Below are 25,899 nucleotides of genomic sequence, written 5' to 3' on the forward strand. Positions count from 1 at the left end.
CGGGCGGGCCGCACCGGGACGGCGCGCGCGGGCGGTCAGCCCCGCTGCGCCGCCAGGGCCTTCTCGCGGATGGCCGCGAGGGTCATGGTCGGGGTGAGCGCCTCGGGATCGACGAGGCAGTGGATCATGGCCGGCAGCCCGGAGGCGAGGCCGCGCTCGAAGGCGGGGGCGAACTCCTCGGTGCGCTCCACCCGTTCGCCGTGGCCGCCGAAGGCGCGGGCCAGCGCCGCGAAGTCGGGGTTGCGCAGCTCGGTCGCCGAGACGCGGCCGGGATACTCGCGCTCCTGGTGCATCCGGATCGTGCCGTACATGCCGTTGTCGAGCACCACCACCACGACGGCGATCCCGTACTGAACCGCGGTCGCGAATTCCTGCACGGTCATCATCACGTCGCCGTCGCCGGCCAGCGCCACGACGATCCGCTCCGGGCGGCTGCGCTTCGCCATCACGGCGGCGGGCAGGCCGTAGCCCATCGAGCCGGAGGTCGGTGCGAGCTGCGTGCCGAAGGCGCGGAACCGGTAATAGCGGTGGACCCAGGTGGCGAAGTTGCCGGCGCCGTTGCAGATCACCGCGTCCGGCGGCAGCCGCTGGCGCAGCCACGCGATCGCCGCGCCGTACTGGAACGCGCCGGGCTTCAGCTCCGGCGTCTCGGACCACGCGCAGTAGGCGGCATGGGCCTCGGCGGCGCGGCCGGTGCCGGTGGCCTCGAACTCCGGCAGGACCGCGCAGAAGGTCTCGGGCGCCGCCTCGATCGCCAGTGCCGGCTGGTAGACCCGGCCGAGCTCCCCCGCGTCGGCGTGGACGTGGACCAGCGGCAGGCCGGGATCGGGGATGCCGAGCAGGCCGTAGGACTGCGCCGGCATCTCGGAGAGGCGCCCGCCCACCATCAGCAGCAGGTCCGCCTCCCGGATCCGGGCGAGCAGCGCCGGGTTGGGCCCGATCCCGAGCTCGCCCGCGAAGTTCGGGTGGTCGGCGGGGAAGAGCTGGGCCCGCCGGAACGAGACCGCCACCGGCAGGTCGTGGCGCTCGGCCCAGGCGGCCAGAACGGCGACGGCGCCTTCCGTCCAGCGGGAGCCGCCGAGCAGCACCACCGGCCGCCGCGCCTCCGCCAGCATGGCCCGCAGGCGCGCGACGTCGTCCCCCGACGGGGCCGGCGCGGCCGGGACGACGCGCGGCGCGTCCGGCACGGCCGCGACGTCGTCGAGCATGTCCTCCGGCAGGGCGACAACGACGGGACCCGGGCGGCCCTGCATCGCGACCCGGAAAGCCCGGGCGAGGATCTCCGGGATCCGCGCCGCGTCGTCGATCTCCACCGCCCACTTGGCGACGCCGCCGAACATCTGGCGGTAGTCGACCTCCTGGAAGGCCTCGCGGTCCCGCATCCGCCGGGCGATCTGGCCGACGAACAGGATCATCGGCGTCGAATCCTGGCGGGCGATGTGCACGCCGGCGGAGGCGTTGGTGGCGCCGGGACCCCGGGTCACGAAGCAGATGCCAGGGCGGCCCGTGAGCTTACCGGCGGCCTCGGCCATGATCGCCGCGCCGCCCTCCTGCCGGCAGACCAGCACGTCGATGCCGCTGTCGCGCAGGGCGTCGAGCACCGCGAGATAGCTCTCGCCGGGGACGCAGGTCACGCGCTCGACGCCCTGCGCGCGGAGCTGGTCGACGAGCACCTGCGCGCCGGTGCGTGGGGGCAATCCGCTCAAGCCGTTCCTCCCTGGCGCTCGGGCCGCGTCCGGGGCGTGGCGCCGGGATCGGCCGTAAATCCGCCCGCCGCTGAGATGCGTCTGATATCCCAGTCTCAGGATAGGGGCGGGTTCGGGGCGGTCAACCTGTCAGACCAGGGGGCGCCGGTCGAGGGCCCGGCGTGTCATCCGGTCGAGAAAGTCGAACAGCGTCCCGATCCCGGCAAGGGCCGCCCCCGCGTCGCGCGCCGCGATGCCCGACACGATCGCCGCGTGGATCGCCGCGCAGTCCGGGAAGCTCGCGGTCGGCTCGTAGGTGTACCAGAACCGTCGCGACTGCGCGTGCAGCGCCGCCATGGTGCCGGCGAGCGTCGGGTTGTAGGCGGCGCCGACCAGCCCCTCGTGCAGGGCGCGCTTGTGCCGGAAATACGCTTCCCGGTCGCGGGCCTCCGCGGTGCGGCGCAGCCCGCCGACGCGGTCCAGCAGCCGCGCCATGTCGTCCTCGGTGCCCCGCGCGATGGCGCAGCGGGCCACGGTCTCGTCGAGGGGCCGCCGCACCTCCAGCAGCTCGAGGTGCCTGATGATGTCGACCTGGGTGACGAGGACGCCGCGGCGCGGGTGGACCTCCACGAACCCGATCGTCTTCAGCCGTGCCAGGGCCTCGCGGACCGGAGTCCGGCCGAGGCCCAGCTCCGCGCCGAGTTCGCCCTCGGAGACCATCGCGCCTGGCGCGAGGCGGCGGCTGATGATCATCTGCTCGATGGCGTCGTAGGCAGTCTCGGCCAGCGAGCGCGGCCTGCGCGCCTCCGCCGTCGAGGCGCTGCCGCCCGCAAAGTCCAATTCGGCCAAGGGCTTCCCCGTCGATCTCCGCTCGGGTCGGTCGCGACCCGCGCCGGTTGACAATGGCGCGGCGCCCCGTGTTACTCAAGAGCTGGGATATCAGTCCGCGCCCAGCGCGGGCGGGAGCCAAGGCCGGCGCAAGCGACGCGTGATTGTCACCGTCCGCGGGTGCCGAGACCGAGGCCCGGGGAGGAGAAGCGGATGTCCGGGTTGTCCCCTGAGACGCGCGCCAAGCTGAAGACCGTCAGCACGGCCACGCTGATGACCGCCCTCTACAAGCGCGGCTTCCGCAACCAGATGATCCAGGGCGTTCTGCCCCTGAAGGCCGGCGGCCCGACGATGGTCGGCGAGGCCTACACCCTGCGCTACATCCCGGCCCGGGAGGACCTGAACCCGATCACGGTGTTCCGCGACCGCGCGCACCCGCAGCGCAAGGCCGTGGAGGAGTGCCCGCCCGGCGCCGTGATGGTGATCGACAGCCGCAAGGACGCGCGCGCGGCGTCCGCCGGCTCGATCCTGGCCACGCGGCTGATGGTGCGCGGCTGCGCCGGGCTCGTCACCGACGGGGGCTTCCGCGATGCCGACGAGATCGCCCGGCTCGAGATGCCGAGCTACCACGCGCGCCCGTCGGCACCGACGAACCTCACGGTCCACCAGGCGATCGACATCAACGTGCCGATCGGCTGCGGAGACGCGCCCGTCTTTCCCGGGGACGTGATCGTCGGCGACGGCGACGGCGTCGCGGTGATCCCGGCCCACCTCGCTGACGCGGTCGCCGACGAGGCCGTGGAGATGACCGCCTACGAGGATTTCGTCACCGAGGAGGTACGCAAGGGCCGCACAATCCTCGGCCTCTACCCTGCCACCGACGAGCAGAGCCTCGCCGATTTCGCCGCCTGGCGGACGCGGACCGGCCGCTGAGCGTGCCGCACCGGCCCGCTCCGGCCCGGCCCGCGATCGGCAAAGGGCCGGGACGCGTCGGATTCGGCTCGGGGGGACGCCATGGCGACGGGGTTGCGCGGGGGCGATGCGGCGCCGGAGATCGAGCGGCGGACGGTCGCCAAGGTGTCGCGGCGTCTGCTGCCGCTGATCGTCCTCATCTACTTCGTCGCCTACATGGACCGGACCAACGTCGGCTTCGCGGCGTTCGGGCTGAGCCGGGAGTTCGGGTTCTCCGCCACGGTCTACGGCTGGGCGGCCGGCATCTTCTTCCTCGGCTACGTCATCTTCGAAGTGCCGAGCAACGTCCTCCTGGAGCGCGCCGGGGCGCGGCTCTGGATCGCCCGGATCATGGTCACCTGGGGGCTGGTGGCGGGCAGCATGGCGCTCATCACCGGCCCGGCGAGCTTCCTCGCCCTGCGCTTCCTGCTGGGCGTGGCCGAGGCCGGCTTCTTCCCCGGCGTGATCCTCTACTTCACCTACTGGTTCCCGAAGCGGTACCGGGCGCGCGTGGTCGCCGCGCTGTTCCTCGCGGTCCCGGGCTCGAACGCCCTCACGGCGGTGATCTCTGGGGCGCTGCTCCAGCTCGACGGGGCGCTCGGCCTGCACGGCTGGCAGTGGCTGTTCCTCCTCGAGGCGGCGCCCTCGATCCTGCTGGCCTTCGCGGTCCTGGCGCTGATGACCGACCGGCCCGAACAGGCCGCGTGGCTCACGTCCGAGGAGCGGTTGTGGCTCGGGACCGCGATCGCGGCGGAGCGGGACGGCACGGTCCGGGCCCACGGGCCCTTCACTCTGGGGCAGGTCCTGACCGACCGGCGCGTGCTCGCGCTGGGCGCGATGTACTTCAGCATCGGTACCGCCACCTACGGCATCACCTTCTTCCTGCCGCCGATCCTGAAGAGCCTGCACCTCACCGACTGGGAGACGGGGGTCGCGACGGCGGTGCCCTACGGCGTCGGGACCCTGGGCATGATCGCCTGGAGCTGGTCGTCGGACCGGCGCGACGAGCGCCGCTGGCACTTCGCGATCGCCGCGCTGGTCGCCGCCCTCGGCCTCGTCGTCTCCGGCCCCATGCTCGGCAGCCTCTGGGCGCTCGCGGCGATGTCGGTGGCCACGATCGGGCTCTACGGGAGCAAGCCCGCCTTCTGGGCGATGCCGGGGGAGTTCCTGGCCGGGCCCGCGGCCGCCGGGGGGATCGCGCTGATCAACGCGATCGGCAATCTCGGCGGCTTCGTCGGCCCCTACGTCCTGGGCTGGCTGAAGGATTACACCGGGACCTACGAGGCCGGCCTCTATTTCCTGGCGGCTTGCGCGCTCGCCGCCGCGGCGATCACGCTCGTCGCGGGCCGCCCGGCCGGGTCGAACGCGTGAGACCGGAGACAGAGCGATGACCGCGCGCAAGAAGACCCTGGAGGATCTGCGCAGCCAGCGCTGGTTCGGCGCCACCGACCTGCGCAGCTTCGGCCACCGCTCGCGCATGCTGCAGATGGGCTACGAGCGGGCGGATTTCACCGGCAAGCCGATCGTCGGCATCATCAACACCTGGAGCGACATCAACCCCTGCCACCAGCATTTCCGCGAGCGCGTCGAGCACGTGAAGCGCGGCGTCTGGCAGGCGGGCGGCTTCCCGATCGAGCTGCCGGCGCTGTCGCTGTCGGAGAACTTCGTCAAGCCGACCACGATGCTCTACCGCAACCTCCTGGCCATGGAGGTGGAAGAACTGCTGCGCCAGCACCCCGTGGACGGCGCGGTGCTGATGGGCGGCTGCGACAAGACCACGCCCGGCACGGTGATGGGCGGGATCTCCATGAACCTGCCGATGGTGTTCCTGCCGGCGGGACCGATGATGCGCGGCCATTTCGGCGGGACGATCCTGGGCTCGGGCTCGGATGTCTGGAAGTACTGGGCCGAGAAGGAGGCCGGGAACATCACCGCGCAGGAATGGAACGACATGGAGGCGGGCATCGCCCGCTCCGCCGGAACCTGTATGACCATGGGCACGGCCTCGACCATGACGGCGATCACCGAGGCCCTGGGTTTATCGCTGCCCGGTTCGGCCTCGATCCCGGCGGCCGACGCCGACCATCCGCGCATGGCCGGCGCCTGCGGCCGGCGCATCGTCGAGATGATCTGGGAAGACCTGAAGCCGTCCGACATCCTCGACCGCCGCTCGGTCGACAACGCGCTGGTGGTCCACAACGCGCTCGCCGGCTCCACCAACGCGATGATCCACCTCGTGGCCATGGCCGGTCGGGCCGGTATCCCGGTCAAGCTCACCGAGTTCGACGAGTTCGCCCAGAAGGTGCCGGTCATCGCCAACCTCCGGCCCTCGGGTCAGTGGCTCATGGAGGATTTCCACATCGCGGGCGGCATCCGCGCCCTGATGGCGCGCCTGTCCCCCCACCTCCACCTCGACGCCCGCTCGGTCACCGGAGGCACGATCGGCGACGGGCTGGCCGGCATGCGGGTGTTCAACGACGACGTGATCCGGCCGCTCGACCGGCCGATCGTCGCCATGGGCGGGACCGCGATCCTGTACGGCAACCTCGCTCCCGACGGCTGCGTGATCAAGCCGCCGGCCGCCGACCCGCGGTTGCTGCAGCACACCGGTCCCGCGCTGGTCTTCGACAGCTACGACGCGATGAGCGCGGCGGTGAACGACCTCGACCTCGACGTCACGCCCGACCACGTGATGATCCTGCGCAATGCCGGCCCGATCGGCGGCCCCGGCATGCCGGAATGGGGCATGCTGCCGATCCCCAAGGTGCTGCTCCGGCAGGGCGTGCGCGACATGGTCCGCATCTCGGACGCGCGGATGAGCGGCACGAGCTACGGCGCCTGCATCCTGCACGTGGCGCCGGAATCGGCCGCGGGCGGTCCGCTCGCGGCCGTGCGCGACGGCGACCTCATCACCGTGGACGTGCCCGGGCGGCGGATCCACCTGCATCTCGACGACGCCGAGATCGCGGCGCGGGTGAAGGCGTTCCGGCCGCCGGACCGGGCCTATCCGCGGGGCTACAACCGGCTGTTCGCCCAGCACGTGCGGCAGGCCAACGAGGGCTGCGACTTCGACTTTCTGGAGGGCGCCGGGGGGATCCCGGAACCCGAGATCCACTGACCGGCCCGAGCCGTCGGCAACAGGCGGCGGGCCCAACCACAGGGAGGTAACATGGTGACGATCGCGCGCAGGGGCCTGCTCGCCGGAGCGGCCCTGCTCGGCGCCACGCGGGCGGCCGGGGCGGGCTGGGAGCCGTCGCAGCGGGTGCCGGACCCGGCCGTCGAGATCCTCGACCCGGCCTTCGCCAAGTACCGGCTCGCCTCGGCGACGGTCGAGCGGATCGCCACGGGCTTCCGCTGGGCCGAGGGCCCGGTCTGGTTCGGCGACATGGGATCGCTGCTGTTCAGCGACGTCGTCAACGACCGGATCATGAAGTGGGAGGAGGCGTCCGGCGCGCTCTCGGTGTTCCGCAAGCCGTCGAACTACGCCAACGGCAACACCCGCGACCGGCAGGGCCGGCTGGTCACCTGCCAGCACAGGACCCGCAGCGTCACCCGCACCGAGCACGACGGCAGCCTGACCACGCTGATGGACCGGTTCGACGGCAAGCCGCTGAACTCGCCGAACGACGTGGTCTGCCATTCCGACGGCGCGATCTGGTTCACCGACCCGGACTTCGGGCCGAATCCGCACGAATCGATGGCCGCGCCGGAGCTTCCCGGCAACGTCTACCGGATCGATCCGAAGACGGGACAGGCCAGCGTCGTGGTCGAGGGCGTGGCGGGGCCGAACGGGCTCTGCTTCTCGCCGGACGAGTCCAAGCTCTACCTCATCGAGGCCCGGGCGAAGCCCAACCGGCTGATCCGCGTCTACGACGTGGTCGAGAACGGCACCAGGACCGCCAACGGCCGCGTCTTCTACGATGCCGGGACCGGCACGCCGGACGGGTTCCGGGTCGATGTCGACGGCAACCTCTGGTGCGGCTGGGGGATGAGCGAGGCCGAGGACGGGGTCATCGTGCTCTCGCCTCAGGCCAAGCTGATCGGCCGGATCCGCTTGCCGGAGCGCTGCGCCAACCTGTGCTTCGGCGGACTCAACCGCAACCTGCTGCTGATGACGTCCACGCACTCGGTCTATTCACTGTACGTGAACACGCGGGGTGCGGGGACCTGCTGAGGTTGGATGGGCGGCTCGCGCCGCCCTGCCGTCCTTGCGAGAGGAGCGAAGCAATCCAGGGGCGTCACGCCGACCGATGTCGCGATGCCCTGGGTCGCTTCGCTGCGCTCGCGATGACGGTGGTGCCCCGCCCCTACTCCGCCGCCTGCGGCATGTACCGCGCCGGATCGTAGTTCAGGATCGGGCCGAGCCAGCGCTCGACGTCGCGGACATCCATCCCCTTGCGGGCGGCGTAATCCTCGACCTGATCCCGCTCCACCTTGGCGACGCCGAAGTAATGCGCGTCCGGGTGGGCGATGTAGATCCCCGATACCGACGAACCCGGCCACATCGCGTAGGACTCGGTGAGCTTCACGCCAATCCGGCTCTCGGCCTTCAGGAGGTCGAACAGGGTTGTCTTCTCGGTGTGGTCGGGCTGGGCCGGATAGCCCGGGGCCGGGCGGATGCCGTCGTACTTCTCCAGCACCAGCTCCTCGGGCCCGTAGGCCTCGTCGGACGCGTAGCCCCAGAACTCCTTGCGCACCCGCTCGTGCATCCGCTCGGCGAAGGCCTCGGCGATGCGGTCGGCGAGCGCCTTCACGAGGATCGCCCGGTAATCGTCGTTGGCCCGCTCGAACCGCTCGGCGATCCGCACCTCCTCCAGGCCAGCCGTGACCACGAAGCCGCCGACATAGTCGGCGATGCCGGTCTCGGCCGGGGCCACGAAGTCCGACAGGCAGGTGTTCGACCGCCCGTCGCGCTTCGAGAGCTGCTGGCGCAGGCCGTGGAAGGTGGCGAGCCGCTCCGCCCGGCTCTCGCCCGTGTAGAGCGCGATGTCGTCGCCGACGCTGTTGGCCGGCCAGAAGCCGATCACCGCCTTCGGGTTGAACCAGCGCTCCTCAACGATCTGCTTCAGCATCGCCTGCGCGTCCTCGTAGAGGGCGCGGGCGGCCGGGCCCTGCTCGGGATCGTCCAGGAGCGCCGGGAAGCGGCCCTTGAACTCGTAGGTCTGCAGGAACGGCGTCCAGTCGATGTAGGGCACGAGGTCGGCGACCTCGTAGGAGCCGTAGACCCTCGTGCCGGTGAAGGTCGGCTTGGCCGGCTTGTAGCCCGACCAGTCGATCTTGAAGGCGTTGGTCCGCGCCTTCGCGAGCGGCAGCCGCTGCTTGTCGGCCTCCGAACGCCTGTGGGCGTCGGCGACCTTGGCGTACTCGGCCCGGACCTTCTCGATCGTCGGCCCACGGGTCTCCTTCGAGATCAGGCTCGACACCACGCCGACCGCGCGGCTCGCGTCGGTGACGTAGACCGCCTGACCCTTGGCGTAGGCCGGGTGGATCTTCACCGCCGTGTGGACGCGGCTCGTGGTGGCACCGCCGATCAGCAGCGGCACGTCGAGCCCCTCGCGCTCCATCTCGCCGGCCACGTGGACCATCTCGTCGAGCGACGGGGTGATCAGGCCCGACAGGCCGACGATGTCGACCTTCTCGGTCTTGGCGGTCTCCAGGATCTTGGCGGCCGGCACCATCACGCCGAGATCGATGATCTCGTAGTTGTTGCAGGCCAGCACGACGCCGACGATGTTCTTGCCGATATCGTGGACGTCGCCCTTCACGGTCGCCATCAGCACCTTGCCGGCGGCCTGGCGCTTGCCGTCGCCGCCGTTGGCGCGCTTCTCCTCCTCCATGAACGGCTCGAGATAGGCGACCGCCTGCTTCATCACGCGGGCGGACTTCACCACCTGCGGCAGGAACATCTTGCCGGAGCCGAACAGGTCGCCGACCACGTTCATGCCGGCCATCAGCGGGCCCTCGATGACGTGGAGCGGGCGCTCGGCTGCGGCCCGCGCCTCCTCGGTGTCGGCCACGATGTACTCGGTGATGCCGTTGACCAGGGCGTGCTCGATCCGCTTCTCGACCGGAGCCTCGCGCCAGGTCAGGTCGGCGGTCTTGGCCTGGGCCGATGCGCCGGTCTTGAAGCGCTCGGCGGCCTCCAGCAGGCGCTCGGTGGAATCCTCGCGGCGGTTGAGGACGACGTCCTCGCACAACTCGCGCAGCTCCGCCGGGATCTCGTCGTAGACGGCGAGCTGGCCGGCATTGACGATGCCCATGTCCATGCCGGCCTTGATGCAGTGGAACAGGAACACCGCGTGCATGGCCTCGCGCACCGGCTCGTTGCCGCGGAAGGCGAAGCTGAGGTTCGAGACGCCGCCCGAGATGTGGGCGTGCGGCAGGGTCTCGCGGATCGTGCGGGTCGCCTCGATGAAGGCCACGCCGTACGGGTTGTGTTCCTCGATACCCGTGGCGACGGCAAAGATGTTCGGATCGAAGATGATGTCCTCGGGCGGGAAGCCGACCTGCTCGGTCAGGATCCGGTAGGCCTTGGTGCAGATCTCGACCTTGCGTTCGTAGGAATCCGCCTGCCCCTGCTCGTCGAAGGCCATCACCACCACGGCGGCCCCGTAGGAGCGGCAGATCTTGGCGGCTTCGATGAACTTCTCCTCGCCCTCCTTCATGGAGATCGAGTTCACGATCGGCTTGCCCTGGATGCACTTGAGGCCGGCCTCGATCACCTCGAACTTCGAGGAATCGACCATCACGGGCACCCGGGCGATGTCGGGCTCGGCGGCGACGAGGTTCAGGAACTCGACCATCGCCTTCTGCGAGTCGAGCAGGCCCTCGTCCATGTTGACGTCGATCACCTGGGCGCCGGCCGCCACCTGATCGCGGGCGACGTCCAGCGCCGCCGCGTAGTCGCCGTTGGTGATGAGCTTGCGGAACTTGGCCGAGCCGGTGACGTTCGTGCGCTCGCCCACGTTCACGAACGGGATTTCCGGCGTGAGCACGAAGGGCTCGAGGCCCGACAGACGCATCAGGCGCGGCACCTCGGGGATCGGCCGCGGTGCCTTGCCGGCGACGGCCTCCGCGATGGCGCGGATGTGGTCCGGCGTGGTGCCGCAGCAGCCGCCGACCATGTTGACGAGGCCGGATTCGGCGAACTCGCCGACCAGCTTGCCCATCGCCTCCGGGCTCTCGTCGTAGAGGCCGAACTCGTTCGGCAGGCCGGCATTCGGGTAGGCGCAGACCAGCGTGTCGCAGATCCGCGACAGCTCGGCGATGTGGCCGCGCATCTCGCGGGCGCCGAGGGCGCAGTTGAGGCCGAAGGTCAGCGGCTCGGAATGGCGCAGGGAGTGCCAGAAGGCCGCTGGGGTCTGGCCCGACAGGGTGCGGCCGGAGAGATCCGTGATCGTGCCGGAGATCTGGATCGGCAGCCGGATGCCGGTCTCGTCGAAGACCTGCCACGCCGCCGCCACCGCCGCCTTGGCGTTCAGCGTGTCGAAGATCGTCTCGATCAGGATCAGCTCGGCGCCACCGTCGATCAGGCCGCGGACCTGCTCAACGTAGGCCTGCTTGACCTGATCGAAGGTCACCGCCCGGAAGCCCGGGTTGTTCACGTCCGGCGAGATCGACAGGGTCCGGTTCGTTGGGCCGATGGCGCCGGCCACGAAGCGGCGGCGGCCGTCCTTCTCCTCGGCGAGCTTGGCGGCCTCCCGGGCGAGCCGCGCTCCTTGAGCGTTCAGCTCGTGGATGATCGACTCCATGCCGTAATCGGCCTGGGCGATGGTGGTGCCCGAGAAGGTGTTGGTCTCGCACACGTCGGCGCCGGCCAGGAAGTAGTCGAGGTGGATCTGCCGGATCGCGTCGGGCTGTGTCAGGATCAGGAGGTCGTTGTTGCCCTTCTGATCGTGCCCGTGATCCCTGAACCGGTCGCCGCGGAAGTCCTCTTCCGAGAACTTCAGGCGCTGGATGACGGTGCCCATCGCCCCGTCGAGGACGAGGATCTTCTCCGCGGCGCGCTGGCGCAGGGCCTTCGCGATCTCGGTGCCGTCGACGGGGGCAAAATCGGTCATCGTGCGTCCTGTCAGATCACCTCGTCCTGAGGTGCCGGAGCGAAGCGGAGGCCTTGGAGGCCTCCAGATATCTCGGTGTTCCCTGGAGCCCTCCTTCGGGGCCGCTCACGCGGCCCCTCAGGACGAGGTGGAGGGGGATCTTCGGTCTCTCGTGCGTGCCCTGGCTGCTGTCTCGGACACAAGCCGTCTTTGCGAGCGAAGCGAAGCAATCCAGCAGCGCCACGCTCGCGGAGGTCGCGCTGCCCTGGGTCGCTTCGCTGCGCTCGCGATGACGGACCGCGGCCGCGAGAATTTAAGCCGCGGCCTTCGCGGCCGCCAGCTTCGGCGCCTGGGCGCGCAGGCCGAGCAGGTGGCAGATCGCGTAGACCAAGTCGGAGCGGTTCATCGAGTAGAAGTGGAAGTCGTTGACGCCCTCGTCCACGAGATCGAGCACCTGCTCGGCCGCCACCGCGCCGGCCACGAGCCGGCGAGTCTCGACGTCGTCCTCCAGCCCCTCGAACCGGGCGGCCAGCCAGTAGGGCACCGAGGCGCCGGTGCGGCGGGCGAAGTTCGCTGCCTGCTTGAAGTTCTGCACCGGCAGGATGCCCGGGATGATCGGGATCGTGATCCCTGCGGCCCGGACCTTGTCCAGGTAGCGCAGGTAGATCTCGTTCTCGAAGAAGAACTGGGTGATCGCCTGGTCGGCCCCGGCATCGACCTTGGCCTTCAGGGCGTCGATGTCGGCGTCGAGGGAGGCCGCCTCGGGGTGCTTCTCGGGATAGGCCGAGACCGAGACCTTGAAGTCGCCGATCCGCTTGATCCCCTTCACCAGCTCTGCGGTCGAGGCGTAGCCCTCCGGGTGCGGCCGGTAGGCGTGGCCGACACCCTCGGCCGGGTCGCCGCGCAGCGCCACGATGTGGCGCACGCCCGCGTCCCAGTAGGACTGGACCACCGCGTCGATCTCGTCGCGGGAGGCGTCCACGCAGGTGAGGTGGGCGGCGGGCTTGAGGCCGGTCTCGCGGACCATGCGGGCGACCGTGTTGTGGGTGCGCTCGCGGGTGGAGCCGCCGGCGCCGTAGGTCACCGAGACGAAGCTCGGCTGCAGCGGCGCGAGGCGCTCGATGGAGTTCCAGAGGATCTTCTCCATCTCGTCGGTCTTCGGGGGGAAGAACTCGATCGAGACGCGGATCGGGTGGTAGCCGTCGCGGCTGGCGCGGTGGGTGGAGCGGCGCATCGGGGTCTCGTCCTCTATGTCGGTCGGTTCAGACGAAGTCTGCGGAGGTCAGTGTCTCAGGCGACGGCGCGCTGAGGCTGTTCTGTGTCGGTGTCGGCCAACCCGTCCTGAGCCAGTCCGTCCTGGGCCAGCCAGAGGGTGACGGTGAGTTGGCCCGACTCGCGCGGCGTCAGATCGCGGGTGGCGACCGTCGCGAGCCCGGCCTCGGCGAGCCAGCCGGAGACCTGCTCGGCGGAGAAGCCGAGGCGCCGATGGGCCTGCCCGGTGCGGAGGAATTCCAGCTCGTGCGGCGCGAAGTCCACCACCAGCAGGCGACCGCCCGGCGCCACGAGCCGCGCGGCCCCGCGCAGCGCCCGGGCCGGGTCGTCGAGATAGTGCAGCACCTGATGGACCACGACGAGGTCGAAGCTCGCCCGCGCGAAGGGCGGCGCGTGGATATCGCCTTGCCGCAGGTCCACCCTTGCCAAGCCCTGGCGCTCCAGGTTGGCCCGGGCGACGGACAGCATGGCATGGCTCGAATCGAGCCCGGTGGCGCGGCCGGCCCGGGGCGCCAGCAGGCCGAGCATCCGGCCGGTGCCGGTGCCGAGATCGATCAGGCTGCCGATCGGGCGGTCGCCCAGGGCGTCGAGCACCGCGGCCTCCACGATCGCCTCGGGCACGTGCAGGGAGCGCAGCTCGTCCCATTTGGGGGCCAGCCGGGCGAAGAAGGTCGTGGCGGCATCCGCCCGCTGCGCCCGGACCGCGTCGAGGCGCGCGCGGTCCTCCGACAGGGGCGGCGCGGTCCGGTCGAGACCGGACAGGAGCGGGTCCGCCAGGCCGGCGCGGGCATCGGACAGCCGGAAGAACGCCCAGGCCCCCTCGCGGTGGCGCTCGACCAGCCCGGCCTCCACCAGGAGCTTCAGGTGGCGGGAGATCCGCGGCTGCGACTGGCCCAGGATGTCGGTGAGGTCGGACACCGAGAGCTCCCCCTCGACGAGCAGCGCCAGGATGCGCAGGCGCGTCTCCTCCGCGGCGGCACGCAGGACGCCCAGGGCTTCCGGAAAGGGGATCGACCCCGCTTCTTGCCTGCGTTCGATAGACATAAAGATATGTTTATGTCCGTTTTCCCGCGGGCGCAAGCACGATCTTGATCGGGTCCAAGACGGCGCGTGACGGCTCCCGACGGCATTGCCGAACCGATGAGACCGAAGCGCGGCGGCGGCGTTGATGGCAGGGTCGATGACTGGATCGATGACAGGGCCGCGGACCGCGTGCCCGGGGAGGCACGCATGGCCGAGAGCCCGTTCCCGCAGATCACGCTGGTCCGCCACGGCGAGACCGCCTGGAGCCGGTCCGGTCAGCATACCGGGCGCAGCGACATCCCCCTGACGCCGGAGGGCGAGGACGCGGCGCGCGCCCTCGCACCGCGCCTGGCGCACCGCGCCTACGCGGAGGTGTGGTCGAGCCCGTCGGGCCGGGCGGCCACGACCTGCGCGCTGGCGGGCTTCGGCGACCGCCGCGCGATCGACCCGGATCTCGCGGAGTGGGATTACGGCGCCTACGAGGGCCGGACCACGAAGGCGATCCTGGCCGAGCGGCCGGACTGGCGGCTGTTCCGCGACGGCTGCCCCGGGGGCGAGACGGCGGCGGATGTCGGTGCCCGGGCGGACCGGGTCATCGCCCGGGCCCGCGCCCGCGACGCCGACCTCATCGTGTTCTCCAGCGCACACCTTCTGCGCGTGCTCGCCGCGCGCTGGATCGGCCTGGAGCCGCGGGGCGGCGCACTCCTCGTCCTCGGCACCGCGAGCGTCTCGGTGCTCGGCTACGAGCACGACCGCACCGAGCCCGTGCTGCGTGCCTGGAACGGGTAGGCGCTAGCGCAGCCAGTACCCGTCGGGCGCCAGCGCCTGGGGCATCGGCTCGCCGAGCGCGTGGTGGACGATGCGGTCCACGGCGCGGACCATGGCGTCGAGGGGCAGGTCGTTGGGCTCGGTGCCGAACGGCTCCTCGAGCTCGTCCCCGAGGGCGTCCAGACCGAAGAACGTGTAGGCCACGAGCGCCACCACGACCGGGGTCGCCCAGCCGAGCGAGCCGGTGAGGCCCACCGGCAGGAGCAGGCAGTAGAGCCACGCCGTCCGGTACACGAGCAACGTGTAGGCGAAGGGCAGCGGCGTGTTGGCGAGCCGCTCGCAGGCGGTGTGCACGCCCGACAGCGCCTCGATCCGGGCCTCGAGGATGCCGAACTGGATGTCGCTGAGCCGGCCCGCGCGCGTCAGCGCGGCGAGGTCGCGGGTGATGGCGGCCAGGACCGAGTCGGTGGGATTCGGGCCGGACAGGTCCGATCCCGGGCTCGTCCGGTCGACGGCGGCGGCCTCGTCCAGGTCGCGCAGCCGGGCGTGGAGGCCGTGCGCGAAGGCCGACAGGCGCCGGAGCTGGAGCGCGGCCTCCCGCTCGGGCAGCAGGGCCGGGAGGGCGCGGGCGAGGTTGCGCACCTCGCCGATCAGGTTGCCCCAGTGCTTCCGGGCCTCCCACCAGCGCTCGTAGCAGGCGTTGTTGCGAAAGCTCAGGAAGATCGAGAGGGCGAGGCCGACCACGGTGAACGGCGTCACCCCCGCGCTGACCGGGAACAGCGCGGGCCACCGCGATTCCGCCCACACCACCGCGCACGAGACCGCGACGATCCCCGCGAGCTTGGGCGCCACCCGCGGCACGATCGAGCCGCGCAGGGTGAACAGCAGGGTCAGCAGGTTGGGCCGGGTGCGGACGATCATCGGGACTTCGGCGATGCGGTGCTGCCGTCCTGCCCTGCGCCCTCCGGTCCCGCAACCGACGTCTCTGTGAGCTCGGCAGTTCGATCGACCAAGGCCGGGCCGCGGACCGGCCGCGGACGGGTCTCAGACGGTCTCCGCCTCCCACAGCCACGCCGCCCCGCGCACGCCCGACGCGTCGCCGTGCAGGCTCGCTCGCACGGGCGTGTCGAAGGCGTCGGAGAAGACGTGGGGGGCGATCGCCGCCGGCAGGCCCGCGATCAGCTCCGGGATGCGGGACAGGCCGCCGCCGATCACGATCACGTCCGGGTCGAGGAGGTTCACCACCTGGGCGGCCGCGCGCCCGAGCCGCTCGAGGTGGACGGCGAGCGTCTCCCGCGCGGCCGAACTCCCGGCCCGGGCCTCGGCGACGACCGCCTCGGCGGTGAGGTTGCCGCCGTGCCGCCGCGCGTGGTCGGCGGCCAGCCCGGGACCGGACAGCCAGGTCTCGACGCAGCCCCGGCGGCCGCAATAGCAGGCGGCGCCCGGCCGCTCGTCGTCGCGGGGCGCCGGCAGGGGGCCGTGGCCCCACTCGCCCGCGATGCCGTTGCGGCCCGTGAGCACCCGACCGTCGAGGGCGATGCCGGACCCGACGCCGGTGCCCAGGATCACCGCCCAGACCACGCGGGCCCCGGCGCCGGCGCCGTCGATCGCCTCCGACACCGCCAGGCAGTTGGCGTCGTTCTCGATCCGGAGCGGGCGTTCCAGGCGCGCGCCGAGATCGGCCGCGAACGGGTGTCCGTTGAGCCAGTGCGAGTTGGCGTTGCGCACGAGGCCCGTCGCCGGGGACAGGCTCCCGGGCATGCCGATGCCGACGCTGCAGGGCGCGCCGGCCTCGGCCTCGAGACGCAGGACGAGGTCGGCCACGGCCTCGACGGTGGCCCGGTAGGCGCCCCGCGGGGCGGGCATCCGCGCCTCGGCCAGGGTCGACCCGTCCCGGCCGAGCACGATCCCGGCGATCTTGGTGCCGCCGAGATCGATGCCGAGACGCGGGCGACCCGCGTTCTTCGCCGTCGGCGATCCCATCACTCGGCGGCGGCGACCTTGCTGTCGGTGCCCATCGGCTGCGGCGACTCGTCGGCGATGTGGGTGCCGATGGCGACCGGGTGGGCCATCACCTCGTTGAGCTTGGCGACGTCGAGCTCGCCTTCCCAGCGGCTGACCACCACGCAGGCGACGCCGTTGCCCACAAGGTTGGTGAGCGCGCGGCACTCGGACATGAACTTGTCGATGCCGAGGACCAGGGTCATGGCGGCGACCGGCACCGGGCTGTTGGGGATCGCCGAGAGCGTCGCCGCCAGGGTGATGAAGCCGGCACCCGTGACGCCCGAGGCGCCCTTCGAGGTCAGCATCGCCACCAGGATGATGGTCGCGTACTGGCTGATCGACAGGTCCACGCCCACGGCCTGCGCGAGGAACAGCGTCGCCAGCGTCATGTAGATGTTGGTGCCGTCGAGGTTGAACGAGTAGCCGGTCGGGACCACGAGACCGACGACCGAGTCCGAGGCGCCGAGACGGCGCATCTTGGTCATGAGCTGCGGCAGCACCGTCTCGGAGGACGACGTGCCGACCACGATCAGCAGCTCGTCCTTGATGTAGGCGAGGAAGCGCAGGATCGAGAAGCCCGCGACCCGGGCGATCGTCCCGAGCACCACGAGCACGAACAGGATTGCCGTGATGTAGAAGGTGCCGACGAGCCACGCGAGGTCGTAGACCTTCTGGATGCCGTACTCGCCGATCGTGAACGCCATGGCGCCGAAGGCGCCGACGGGGGCGAGCTTCACGACGATGCCGATGATCCGGAAGAAGATCTGGCCGGCGGTGTCGATCGCGTGGTTCACCGAGGCCGCGCGCTCGCCGAGATTCGTCACCACGACGCCGGTGAGGATCGAGATCAGCAGCACCTGCAGCAGGTCGCCGGTGGCGAAGGGGTCGAGGAAGCTCTTCGGGATGATCGCCAGGATGTGGGCGACGGTGGAATCGGCGGCCGCCTTGCTGGCGTAGGTCGCGACCTTGCTGGCGTCGAGCTTCGACGGGTCGGCGTTGAAGCCGGCGCCGGGCCGGATCACCTCGCCGACGATGACGCCGATCAGCAGCGCGATGGTGGACACCACCTCGAAGTAGACCAGCGCCTTCAGGCCGACGCGGCCGACCTTCTTCAGGTCGCCGATCGACGCGATGCCGTGGACGATCGTGCAGAAGATGATCGGCGCGATCATCATCTTGATCAGGCCGATGAAGGCGTCGCCGAGCCACTTCATCGACTTGCCGGTGGCCGGGTCGTACCAGCCGAGCAGGACGCCGAGCGCGATGGCGATCAGCACCTGGATGTAGAGCACCTTGTACCAGGGCTCGCGGGGCGCTGCGGCGGGAGCCGTCGCCTGGATTGCCTGTGCCATGTCCATCCCGTGCGACGACCGCGCACCCTCCCGATTTGCCGGCACGCTAGCGACTATCACCCGGCGCCTCAACGGCTGCACGCTTATCCGCCCGGAACCATCCGTGACAAAAACCTGTCATTCCCGGACGAAGATCTCTCGTATCCGAGAGCCGCGGACCCGCGAAAACAGACGGGCCGCAGCGCGATCTGCGCTGCGGCCCGGTCGTGCCTCGCGTCGTTGCGACGCGGGTCAGGTCTGCTGCTGGGTCCGGCGGGGGCGGACGGTCCAGCGCTCGAACATCGAGGCGGGATCCTCGCTCTTCCCGTCCTTGTTCTCGGCGGCGGGATCGGGCTGCTGGTGGATCGCCGCGCCGAGGGCCTGCGACAGGCTCTCGATGACGTCGTCGATGCGGGCATCCCCGTGCAGGGCGTCGCCGCTGCCGGATTGCGGGGCGGGCGTCTCGGCGGCCGGCGCGGCGTGTGCGGCCGCTTCCGGCGCGGGCTCCGGCTGCGGCTCGGGCTCGGGGTGATGCTCCGGGGCCGGCTCGGGCGGGCGCGGGGCGGCCGCGGCGGGCTCGGGAGCCGGCGGCGGGGCGGCGACGACCGGCGCGGCGGCGGCCAGCGCCGCGGGAGCCGCGGCCCGGCGCATAGCACCCATCGCACCCTCGTCGGACTCGGTGCTCCGACTGCTGCTGCTGCTACCGTAACGGCCGAAGCCGAAGCGCGGCTCGATCAGGTCCAGCACCGCGTCCAGCGCGGCGTTGCTCAGCGCCACCTCCTCGGCCGCCGGCACGCCCTGGATGGCCAGGGCCGCCCGCTCGAAGTCCGGCTCGCTGCTGACCTCGCGGCCGAACCAGCTCGGGGCGTGGAAGCCGGCGGCCTCGCCGTCATCGTCGAAGGTGACGCTGATCAGGTCCAGGCTGCCGGGGGTGACGTAGCGGTCGATGGCAATCTCGCGCCCGCCGGCATTCAGCGTGGTGCGGTCGTAGGCGGCCTTGCCGGGGCACACGTCCAGCAGGGCGTCGCCGTGGGCGCGCGGGACGTCGGTGCGCTCCTCGACCGGGACGCCGTCCGGCCCCTTGTTCACCAGGACCAGCTGGCAGACCTGGCCGTCGACGCGCACGTAGGAGGCCCGGCCGCCCTGGGGCGCGAAGTGACCCTCGGTGATGCGGGCGCCACCCCGCTCCTTGCGGATCAGGCGGACCAGGGATGGTGCGACCAGAAATCGGCGAACGGTGCTCATGAACTCAAAACCCCTCCCGCTTGGTCGGCGGCGCGCCGATCCGGCGGACAGCCCTCAGCGCCGCCGGGTCGCACGGAAGGGGGCACGTGGAGCCGGCCCGCACGGCGTATAAGCTGACTGCCACGCCGTATTCGCCAGAGCCTGACCACTTCCGTCGCCAATCACCGGACAGCGACATCCTGAGACTATAGAGCGCTAAGCAAAAACGCGACGAAATCAAGACCGGATCCGGCCGAGGATCCGGCCCCGGCGGTCCCTGTCCCCGATATCCCGGCTTTCGCGCCGCGTTTCCGAACCCAGGTTAGCGGCCCCCGCGATTCATTCAGCCGGCTCGAAATTCATCGCCGCGCCGTTCATGCAGTAGCGCAGGCCGGTCGGCGCCGGGCCGTCGTCGAAGACGTGGCCCAGATGGCCCTTGCAGCGGGCGCAGTGCACTTCGGTGCGGACCATCCAGTGGCTGCGGTCCACCGTGGTCTCGACGGCGCCGTCGAGGGGCTCGAAGAAACTCGGCCAGCCCGTTCCGGACTCGAACTTGGTGCCCTGCTCGAACAGCGGCTGACCGCAGCCGGCGCAGGTGAAGGTCCCGGCCCGCTTCTCGGCGAGCAGACAGCTCGTGCCGGCCCGCTCCGTGCCGTGCTCGCGCAGGACCCGGTACTGCTCCGGTGTCAGCGCCGAGCGCCACTCGGCGTCGCTGCGGGTCTCCGGGCTGGTGGTCGGCGTGTCGGCCATGGCGATCTCCCTTCTCGCCACGCTATATAGGGATCGCGCGCCCTATCCGGCAGTCCCGGAGGATGCCGCAGGGCGTCTCCGGGATCGGAGACGCGGCGTTCAGGCGGCGGCGCCGACGGTGTCGGCCATCCGCGCCCGGCGCGCGCCCATCGGCAGCGGCGCGCCCGTGGTGGTGTCGCGGGCGGTCTGGTGCTCCAGCTCCGCGTTGATCTCGCCTCCGAGCAGCACGATCGTCGAGGAGATCCAGATCCACGTCATGAAGCCGATCACGGCGCCGAGCGACCCGTAGGTCTCGTTGTAGGTGCCGAAATTGGCGACGTACCAGGAGAACAGGAGCGAGGCGGCGAGCCAGAGCAGGCCCGCGACGACGCTGCCGAACCCGACCCAGCGCCAGCGGGCGTGCTCCCGGCTCGGCCCGAACCGGTAGAGCACCGACAGGCCGCCGAGCAGGACGATCAGGATCGCCGGCCAGCGCAGGGCCGCGAGCAGCCACGCGGTCGAGCCGAGGCCCAGAAAGTTCAGCATCACCGGCACGACGACGATCACGTTGAGCGCGACGATGATGAACAGCAGGGCGCCGACCGTGAAAGTGAGCGAGCGGAGGTTGAGCCAGAAGAAGTTTCGCTTCTCCTCCTCCTCGTAGACGACGTTCAGCGCGTCGAACATCGCCTTCATGGCCGCGTTGGCGCTCCAGAGCGACAGGAGCAGGCTGGAGAAGAACGTGATGCTGAGGGAGCCGCTGCCCTTGGCGGCGATGCGCTTGACCTGGTCGCCGATGAGCTCGACCGCGCCGGACGGCAGGACCGCGTGCAGCTGGGCGAGGTGATCGTTGATGACGGTCACGTCGGCGAAGAGGCCGTAGCAGGAGACCAGCGCGGCGATGGCGGGGAACAGCGACAGCAGCGTGTAGAAGGTCACCCCGGCGGCGACCGCCAGGACCCGGTCCTTGTTGAACTCCAGGTAGACCCGGACGACGATGTCCTTCCAGCCGGACCGCGTCATCTCGACGGGGCTGTCGGCGGCGCGGCCGCGCTCCGGCTGGGTCGCGGCGGTGAGCTGCGCGGCGCGCCCCGAGATCGAGCGCGCCCCCGCGGCGACGCCCTTCCGCAGGCCCCGATCGTCGCAGGACGGATCGCGGTCGAGCGGCGGCTCGTCGGCGGGGAGAGCCGCCGGCACGCGGCGCCGCGCCGGCGCCGCCGCGAGGGCGACCAGCGCCGAACCGAGCATCAGGATCCAGAGGATCGAGCCGCCCTCCGAGGGGCCGGTCGAACGCGACGGTGACGGGGGCATGGATCGGGGCCAGTGCGCGGAACTGCCGCGCTCGGGACTCCCAACGTCGTCGTGCCGCGGCCGTTCCGCGCGTCGGGCGGGGACGCCGAGGCCCTCCGCGCGTTGTGCTCGTTATGCGCGATCAGCCCCGTCTCGGATTCTGCTGCAAGTTCGTCCTGGACGAGCCGCCCGGCACCCACGCCACCCTCAAGGCGGAGCGGGAGGCCACGCTGCACATGAACCTCACCAGCGTGACCATGGCCCATCTCACCAAGCTGGAGCCCGCCGCCCGGCGGGCGAAGCTCGCCGGCCTCGTCGCCCACAACCTCGACGCCCTCGGCCGCCAGATCGCCTGGGTCGGCGCGCGGCCGCCCCTGGAGCGCCTCCTCCGCATGGCGAGCAACGTCCTGCCGGGCTACACCCACCCGATCGCGCAGGCGCTCTACGCCGAGCCCGAGATGGCGGCGCTGGTCGAGCGCGGCCTCGCCGAGGCCGGGGCGCTGGCCCGCCGGCTCGGGGTGCGCCTGAGCTTCCACCCGGGCCCGTTCTGCCTGCTCGCGAGTCGCAACCCGGCGGCGATCGCGAACGGCCTGTCCGAGCTCGACTACCACGCCGAGATCTTCGACCGGATGGGCTACGGCGGCGGCTGGCACCCGCACGGCGCCCATATCAACATCCATGTCGGCGCGGGCGACCCGGGGGTCGAGGGCTTCCGCGAGACCCTGCCCCGGGCGAGCCGGGTGGCGCGCGACCTCGTGACGGTCGAGAACGACGAGAACGTGTTCGGCCTCGACGCGGTGCTGCGGCTCGCCGACCTCGTGCCCGTGGTGCTCGACCTGCACCACCACTGGGTCGAGAGCGGTGGGGAGTATCTCGAGCCGGACGATGCCCGGATCGCCCGGGTGCAGGAATCCTGGCGCGGCGTCCGGCCCGTGGCCCATATCAGCGTGTCGCGCGAGGCGGTCTCCGCCGCCTGCGATCCGGACGCCCTGCCCGACTTCCCGGCCCTGCGCGCGGCCGGCCACGCGGTCCGGGACCTCGCGGCCCATTCCGACATGATGTGGAACCGGGCGGTGAACGACCTCGTCGCCCGGCACCTCGCCTGGGCGGATTTCGAGATCGAGGCCAAGGCGAAGAACCGCGCCTCCGTGCAGATCGCCCGACACATCCTGGCCCTCGAGGGAGCGGCGCCGATCGCGGCCGAATGACGGGACGGTCTCGACGCGTCCGTCGGTCCGCACTAGGCATCCCGGTATGAAGACCGCCGACTGCGACATCCTCATCGTCCCGGGGCTCGGGGGCTCCGAGGAGGACCATTGGCAGGCCCGCTGGGCGGGCCGCCTCACCACCGCGCGCGTGGTCGAGCAGGGCCAGTGGCACGAACCGACCCCGGAGGCGTGGTGCGGCCGCATCGCCGAGGCGGTCGCGGCGGCGACGCGGCCGGTCATCCTGATCGCCCACAGCCTCGGCGTGGTGGCGTGCGTCGAGGCGGTGCCGCGCTTCCCCGCGGGGGTGGTGCGCGGCGCCCTCCTGGTGGCGCTCCCGGACGTCGAGGAAGCTCCGGGCCTGCCCGACGCGGTCCGGGCCTTCGCGCCGGTGCCGCGCGATCCCCTGCCCTTCCCGTCCCTGCTGGTCGCCAGCCGTACCGACCCGTACTGCCCCTACGAGCGGGCGGACGACTTCGCCCATGCCTGGGGGGCGCTCACGGTCGACGCGGGCGAATCCGGCCACCTCAACGTGGCGAGCGGGCACGGCCCCTGGCCCGAGGGGCTGATGCGGCTCGCCGGGTTCCTGAAGGGGCTCTGAGCCTGCGAGCCCTGCGGCGCGCGAGGACGATCGGCGTCCCCGTGGCTCGGCGGGATGGGACCGGCACGGGTCGTATTAACGCGCTGTTTACCACCGCCCTCTTCAGTGGCGGCACGGGCGGTTCTTCGTCCCGAAGCCGCCCCTGGAGAGCACCGTGACGCGCAAAGAGCTTCTGGAACGACTCGAAGCGGTGCAGACCGCCCTCGGCCCCCGGGCCCAGAGCAACTTCAACAGCTCGCTGTTCAACGACGTGACGCTGCTCAAGCGTATCGAGGCCTTCGAGGCCAAGCTCGGCGAGCCCGAGAAGCCGAAGACCGCCGACTACACCGGCAACATGTTCTCGCGCATCGCCAACCGCCGCGCCGCCGCGGGCGCCAAGTAGCCCCGCCCCTATTTCGGCTCGGCCTCGGCCGAGCGCAGCAGCTCGCCGGCGACGTCGGCGAGCCGCGGCGGGGCCTCCCGCACGAACGGCAGCGGCCGGCAGACGTTGAGCGCCGCGAGCCCGAACCGGGCGGTCATCAGCCCGTTGAGCACGCCCTCCCCCAGCTTGGCGGAGACCCGGGCGGCGATCCCGAGCCCCAGAACCTGCTGCATCACGCTCTCGCCCACCGCCATACCGCCGGTGACCGTGAGATGCGCGAGCGCCGCGCGCCCCAGCCGCAGGAAGCCCAGGAAGCCCGGCCGGCCGCCGTAGATCGCGGCGATCCGGCGCAGCAGCCGCACCGCCGCGAACACCACGAAGGCCACGTCGACGATCGCCCGCGGGCTCAGCGCCGTCACCGCCGAGACCTGCTTGGCCGTCGTCGCGATGGCGTTGCGCGCCTGCCGGTCGAGGCCGGCGAGCAGTTCGTGCTCGGCCAGTCCGATCCGGTCGTCGACGTCGAGGATCGCGTCGGCGGCGGCGTCGATCCGGGCGCGGCCCGCCGACAGGGCGTCGCGGTCCGCGTAGAAGGTCGAGAGCGCCTGCACCACCGCCTGCGCGCCGGTGTGGTCGCGGGTGGCGAGGGCGTCCAGCGCCGACTGGCGCAGCCGCTCGATCTTGCGCTCGCGCCGCAGGCCGGCGAGTTCCCGCACCACGATCGCCAGCAGCGCCAGCGCGGCGAGGCCCAGCAGCGCGAGGGCGACCCAGCCGAGCCAGGGGGCGGTCTGGAACAGGTCGCTGATCATCCGCTCGACCGACAGGCCGACGCCCAGGGAGACGAGGCCGCCCACCGCCGAGAAGAACAGGGCGCCCCAGGGCGAGCGCGAGCGCGGCGCCACCGGCACGGCGACGCCGTCGGCGGCGTCGAGGATCTCGAAGGGTTCCTCGACGATCCGGGCCTGCGGCGGCCGGGGCCCGAGCGGCGTCGTGGTCACGCTCGGCTCGCCGACCGGCTCGGGGCTGATCCGGAAGGCGCGGGGTTTCTGGCCGGAGGTCATGGTCGCGGGCTCCGCATCGCACACATCGTCACGCCAGCCGGTCGCCGATCAGGAACTGCATCGCCCGGTCGAGCCGGATCTGCGGCAGGTGCCCCGCGCGGCCGAGCCCGTCCGGGCGCATTAGCGGCGGCCGGAAGCGCGGGAAGCGCAGCGAGCCCGGCTCGACCGCCCCCTCCAGCACCGCCTCGGCGCGGGCCGGCAGCTCGCCCGGGAAGATCGCGGCCTCGCTGTTGCCGTCGAAGACCTCGTCGCCCACCACCTCGCCGGCCTCCGGGGTGCCGGCCACCGCCCGCAGCGTCTCCGACCCGTCGTGGACGGTGGTCTCGCGGGTGGCGCGCACGGAGGCCAGCGCCACGGTGCCCACCCGGGCGCCCGCGGCCTCGGTCCGCCGCATGGCCCGCGACACGAGCAGCCGCAGCAGCGCGTCGAGCCGGTCGTGGCTCGTCTGGTGGAGGTGGTCGGCCTTGGTGGCGGCGAACAGCACGCGGTCGGCCCGTGGCGCGAACAGCCGCGACAGCACCGTGTTGCGGCCGATGTTGAGGCTGAGCAGCACCGCGTCCAGCGCCTCCTCCAGCTCCGCCAGGGCGGTCGGCCCGGCATCGACCGCCGACAGGACGTCCACCAGCACGATCTGCCGGTCGACCCGCTGGAAATGGTCGCGGAAGAACGGCGTCACGACCTTGGACTTGTAGGCCTCGAAGCGCCGCTCCATCAGCCCGGCGAGGCTGTCGGGGGCGATCGTTTCGGTGAGCCGGTCGAGGGGCGCGAAGGTCAGCGCCGGGGAACCCGCGAGGTCGCCCGGCATCAGGAACCGGCCCGGGGGCGTCGTCGCCACGGCTTCGGGGCCGGCGCGCAGGCCCGCGAGGTAGGTCTTGAAGGCGTCGCTCGCCCGCTCGGCCGCGACCTCGTCGAGGGGGCCGTTCGGGTCGAAGCCCTTGAGCGCCTCCAGCCAGGGCGCCGCCACGGCGGCGCGGCCGGGCCGGCGGGTACCGCCGATCGTGGCCCGGGACCATGCCGTGTAGCTGGTCTCGATCAGCGCGAGGTCGAGGAGCCATTCGCCCGGATAGTCGACCACGTCGAGCATCAGGGTCGCGGGGCCAGTGCGCCAGCCGGCGGCGCGCTCGTAGGCGATCTCCAGGCGGAACTGGCTGATTCGGTCGGTGGAGCGCGGCCAGCGCCGCGCCTCGGTGAGCGTCGCGAAATGCTCCTCGAAGGGGAAGCGCGGCACGTCGTCGTCGGGCTGGGGCACCAGCTTGGCGCGGCGCAGGCGGCCCTCCTGCGCGGGCGCGAAGGCCGGCAGCGCGTGGGTCTCCACGAGGTGGTGGATCAGCGCCGTGGTGAACACGGTCTTGCCCGAGCGCGCGAGCCCGGTCACGCCCAGCCGCAGGGTCGGCTGGACCAGCAGGTCGTGCGAGGCTTCGGCGAAGGCTTTGACGGCCGAGCCGGCGCGCGCGGCAAGGTCGATCAGGGGCACGGGCGGGCTCGTGGTGAGGGGAACGGGCCGGGCAGAGGTGGCGCGGGCGGGCCGGA

The 25,899-nt window shown here is 71.7% G+C and carries 21 protein-coding genes; 8 read left to right on the forward strand and 13 right to left on the reverse strand.

Annotation, left to right across the window (positions count from 1 at the left end):
• Window positions 1-35: 35 nt before the first annotated feature.
• A complete protein-coding gene (locus tag BM314_RS05545) occupies window positions 36-1,706 on the reverse strand; it encodes a thiamine pyrophosphate-binding protein (protein ID WP_091977310.1) in 1,671 nt (556 codons plus the stop codon).
• Window positions 1,707-1,835: 129 nt separating this feature from the next.
• Window positions 1,836-2,534: a GntR family transcriptional regulator gene (locus BM314_RS05550; RefSeq protein ID WP_244539850.1), complete on the reverse strand. Its 699-nt coding sequence runs from the start codon at window positions 2,532-2,534 to the stop codon at window positions 1,836-1,838.
• A gap of 192 nt (window positions 2,535-2,726) precedes the next feature.
• Here BM314_RS05550 and BM314_RS05555 point away from each other — a divergent pair, with 192 nt between their 5' ends.
• The 4 genes from BM314_RS05555 (at window position 2,727) to BM314_RS05570 (ending at window position 7,638) form a co-directional block, all read left to right on the forward strand.
• Window positions 2,727-3,446: a ribonuclease activity regulator RraA gene (locus BM314_RS05555; protein WP_012319094.1), complete on the forward strand. Its 720-nt coding sequence runs from the start codon at window positions 2,727-2,729 to the stop codon at window positions 3,444-3,446.
• Window positions 3,447-3,527: 81 nt separating this feature from the next.
• Complete coding sequence (locus tag BM314_RS05560; RefSeq protein ID WP_091977314.1) at window positions 3,528-4,835, forward strand: MFS transporter; 1,308 nt, start codon at window positions 3,528-3,530, stop codon at window positions 4,833-4,835.
• A 16-nt stretch (window positions 4,836-4,851) separates the two neighbouring features.
• Window positions 4,852-6,582, forward strand: a complete 1,731-nt coding sequence (gene araD / locus BM314_RS05565) for an L-arabinonate dehydratase (RefSeq protein ID WP_091977316.1) — start codon at window positions 4,852-4,854, stop codon at window positions 6,580-6,582.
• A 51-nt stretch (window positions 6,583-6,633) separates the two neighbouring features.
• Complete coding sequence (locus tag BM314_RS05570; protein WP_091977318.1) at window positions 6,634-7,638, forward strand: SMP-30/gluconolactonase/LRE family protein; 1,005 nt, start codon at window positions 6,634-6,636, stop codon at window positions 7,636-7,638.
• Between the two features lie 133 nt (window positions 7,639-7,771).
• Here BM314_RS05570 and metH read toward each other — a convergent pair whose 3' ends face one another.
• From metH to BM314_RS05585, 3 genes are all read right to left on the reverse strand, one after another.
• Complete coding sequence (gene metH / locus BM314_RS05575; protein ID WP_091977319.1) at window positions 7,772-11,524, reverse strand: methionine synthase; 3,753 nt, start codon at window positions 11,522-11,524, stop codon at window positions 7,772-7,774.
• A gap of 292 nt (window positions 11,525-11,816) precedes the next feature.
• A complete protein-coding gene (gene metF / locus BM314_RS05580) occupies window positions 11,817-12,737 on the reverse strand; it encodes a methylenetetrahydrofolate reductase [NAD(P)H] (protein ID WP_020095368.1) in 921 nt (306 codons plus the stop codon).
• A gap of 56 nt (window positions 12,738-12,793) precedes the next feature.
• Entirely contained in the window at window positions 12,794-13,819 is a 1,026-nt protein-coding gene (locus BM314_RS05585; RefSeq protein WP_020095369.1) for an ArsR/SmtB family transcription factor, read from the reverse strand.
• Window positions 13,820-14,005: 186 nt separating this feature from the next.
• Between BM314_RS05585 and BM314_RS05590 the strand changes: the two genes are divergently transcribed.
• A complete protein-coding gene (locus tag BM314_RS05590) occupies window positions 14,006-14,587 on the forward strand; it encodes a histidine phosphatase family protein (protein ID WP_091977321.1) in 582 nt (193 codons plus the stop codon).
• Window positions 14,588-14,590: 3 nt separating this feature from the next.
• On the opposite strand, the gene BM314_RS05595 is transcribed toward BM314_RS05590, so the two are convergent.
• The 6 genes from BM314_RS05595 to BM314_RS05620 all read right to left on the reverse strand — a co-directional run bounded on the left by BM314_RS05595 (window position 14,591) and on the right by BM314_RS05620 (window position 21,165).
• Complete coding sequence (locus BM314_RS05595) at window positions 14,591-15,487, reverse strand: bestrophin family protein (protein ID WP_091927527.1); 897 nt, start codon at window positions 15,485-15,487, stop codon at window positions 14,591-14,593.
• A 123-nt stretch (window positions 15,488-15,610) separates the two neighbouring features.
• Window positions 15,611-16,549 (reverse strand): ROK family protein, encoded by a 939-nt coding sequence (locus tag BM314_RS05600; RefSeq protein WP_091977322.1) that lies wholly within the window; start codon window positions 16,547-16,549, stop codon window positions 15,611-15,613.
• Entirely contained in the window at window positions 16,549-17,922 is a 1,374-nt protein-coding gene (locus BM314_RS05605) for a dicarboxylate/amino acid:cation symporter (RefSeq protein ID WP_026605282.1), read from the reverse strand. The genes BM314_RS05600 and BM314_RS05605 overlap by 1 nt, the downstream gene beginning before the upstream one ends.
• Before the next feature lie 231 nt (window positions 17,923-18,153).
• The gene (locus tag BM314_RS05610) at window positions 18,154-19,146 is read right to left on the reverse strand and encodes a hypothetical protein (RefSeq protein WP_091977324.1); all 993 of its coding nucleotides are present in this window, start codon (window positions 19,144-19,146) and stop codon (window positions 18,154-18,156) included.
• A gap of 318 nt (window positions 19,147-19,464) precedes the next feature.
• Window positions 19,465-19,875, reverse strand: coding sequence for a peptide-methionine (R)-S-oxide reductase MsrB (gene msrB, locus BM314_RS05615; RefSeq protein ID WP_020095375.1), 411 nt, complete (start codon window positions 19,873-19,875; stop codon window positions 19,465-19,467).
• A gap of 99 nt (window positions 19,876-19,974) precedes the next feature.
• Window positions 19,975-21,165 (reverse strand): YihY/virulence factor BrkB family protein, encoded by a 1,191-nt coding sequence (locus tag BM314_RS05620; protein WP_091977325.1) that lies wholly within the window; start codon window positions 21,163-21,165, stop codon window positions 19,975-19,977.
• A gap of 113 nt (window positions 21,166-21,278) precedes the next feature.
• Between BM314_RS05620 and BM314_RS05625 the strand changes: the two genes are divergently transcribed.
• The 3 genes from BM314_RS05625 to BM314_RS05635 all read left to right on the forward strand — a co-directional run bounded on the left by BM314_RS05625 (window position 21,279) and on the right by BM314_RS05635 (window position 23,332).
• Window positions 21,279-22,352, forward strand: a complete 1,074-nt coding sequence (locus tag BM314_RS05625) for an apurinic/apyrimidinic endonuclease family protein (protein ID WP_091977327.1) — start codon at window positions 21,279-21,281, stop codon at window positions 22,350-22,352.
• Window positions 22,353-22,398: 46 nt separating this feature from the next.
• Complete coding sequence (locus tag BM314_RS05630; RefSeq protein ID WP_091977328.1) at window positions 22,399-22,950, forward strand: RBBP9/YdeN family alpha/beta hydrolase; 552 nt, start codon at window positions 22,399-22,401, stop codon at window positions 22,948-22,950.
• A 154-nt stretch (window positions 22,951-23,104) separates the two neighbouring features.
• Complete coding sequence (locus BM314_RS05635) at window positions 23,105-23,332, forward strand: hypothetical protein (protein ID WP_012319110.1); 228 nt, start codon at window positions 23,105-23,107, stop codon at window positions 23,330-23,332.
• An 8-nt stretch (window positions 23,333-23,340) separates the two neighbouring features.
• On the opposite strand, the gene BM314_RS05640 is transcribed toward BM314_RS05635, so the two are convergent.
• Together BM314_RS05640 and BM314_RS05645 are read right to left on the reverse strand one after the other, a co-directional pair.
• Window positions 23,341-24,369: a YcjF family protein gene (locus tag BM314_RS05640; protein WP_091680386.1), complete on the reverse strand. Its 1,029-nt coding sequence runs from the start codon at window positions 24,367-24,369 to the stop codon at window positions 23,341-23,343.
• A gap of 28 nt (window positions 24,370-24,397) precedes the next feature.
• On the reverse strand, window positions 24,398-25,843 hold the full coding sequence (locus tag BM314_RS05645; protein WP_091977330.1) for a YcjX family GTP-binding protein: 1,446 nt from the start codon (window positions 25,841-25,843) through the stop codon (window positions 24,398-24,400).
• Window positions 25,844-25,899: the final 56 nt, after the last annotated feature.

It is taken from the genome of Methylobacterium sp. 13MFTsu3.1M2 (assembly GCF_900112625.1).
Lineage (GTDB): Bacteria > Pseudomonadota > Alphaproteobacteria > Rhizobiales > Beijerinckiaceae > Methylobacterium.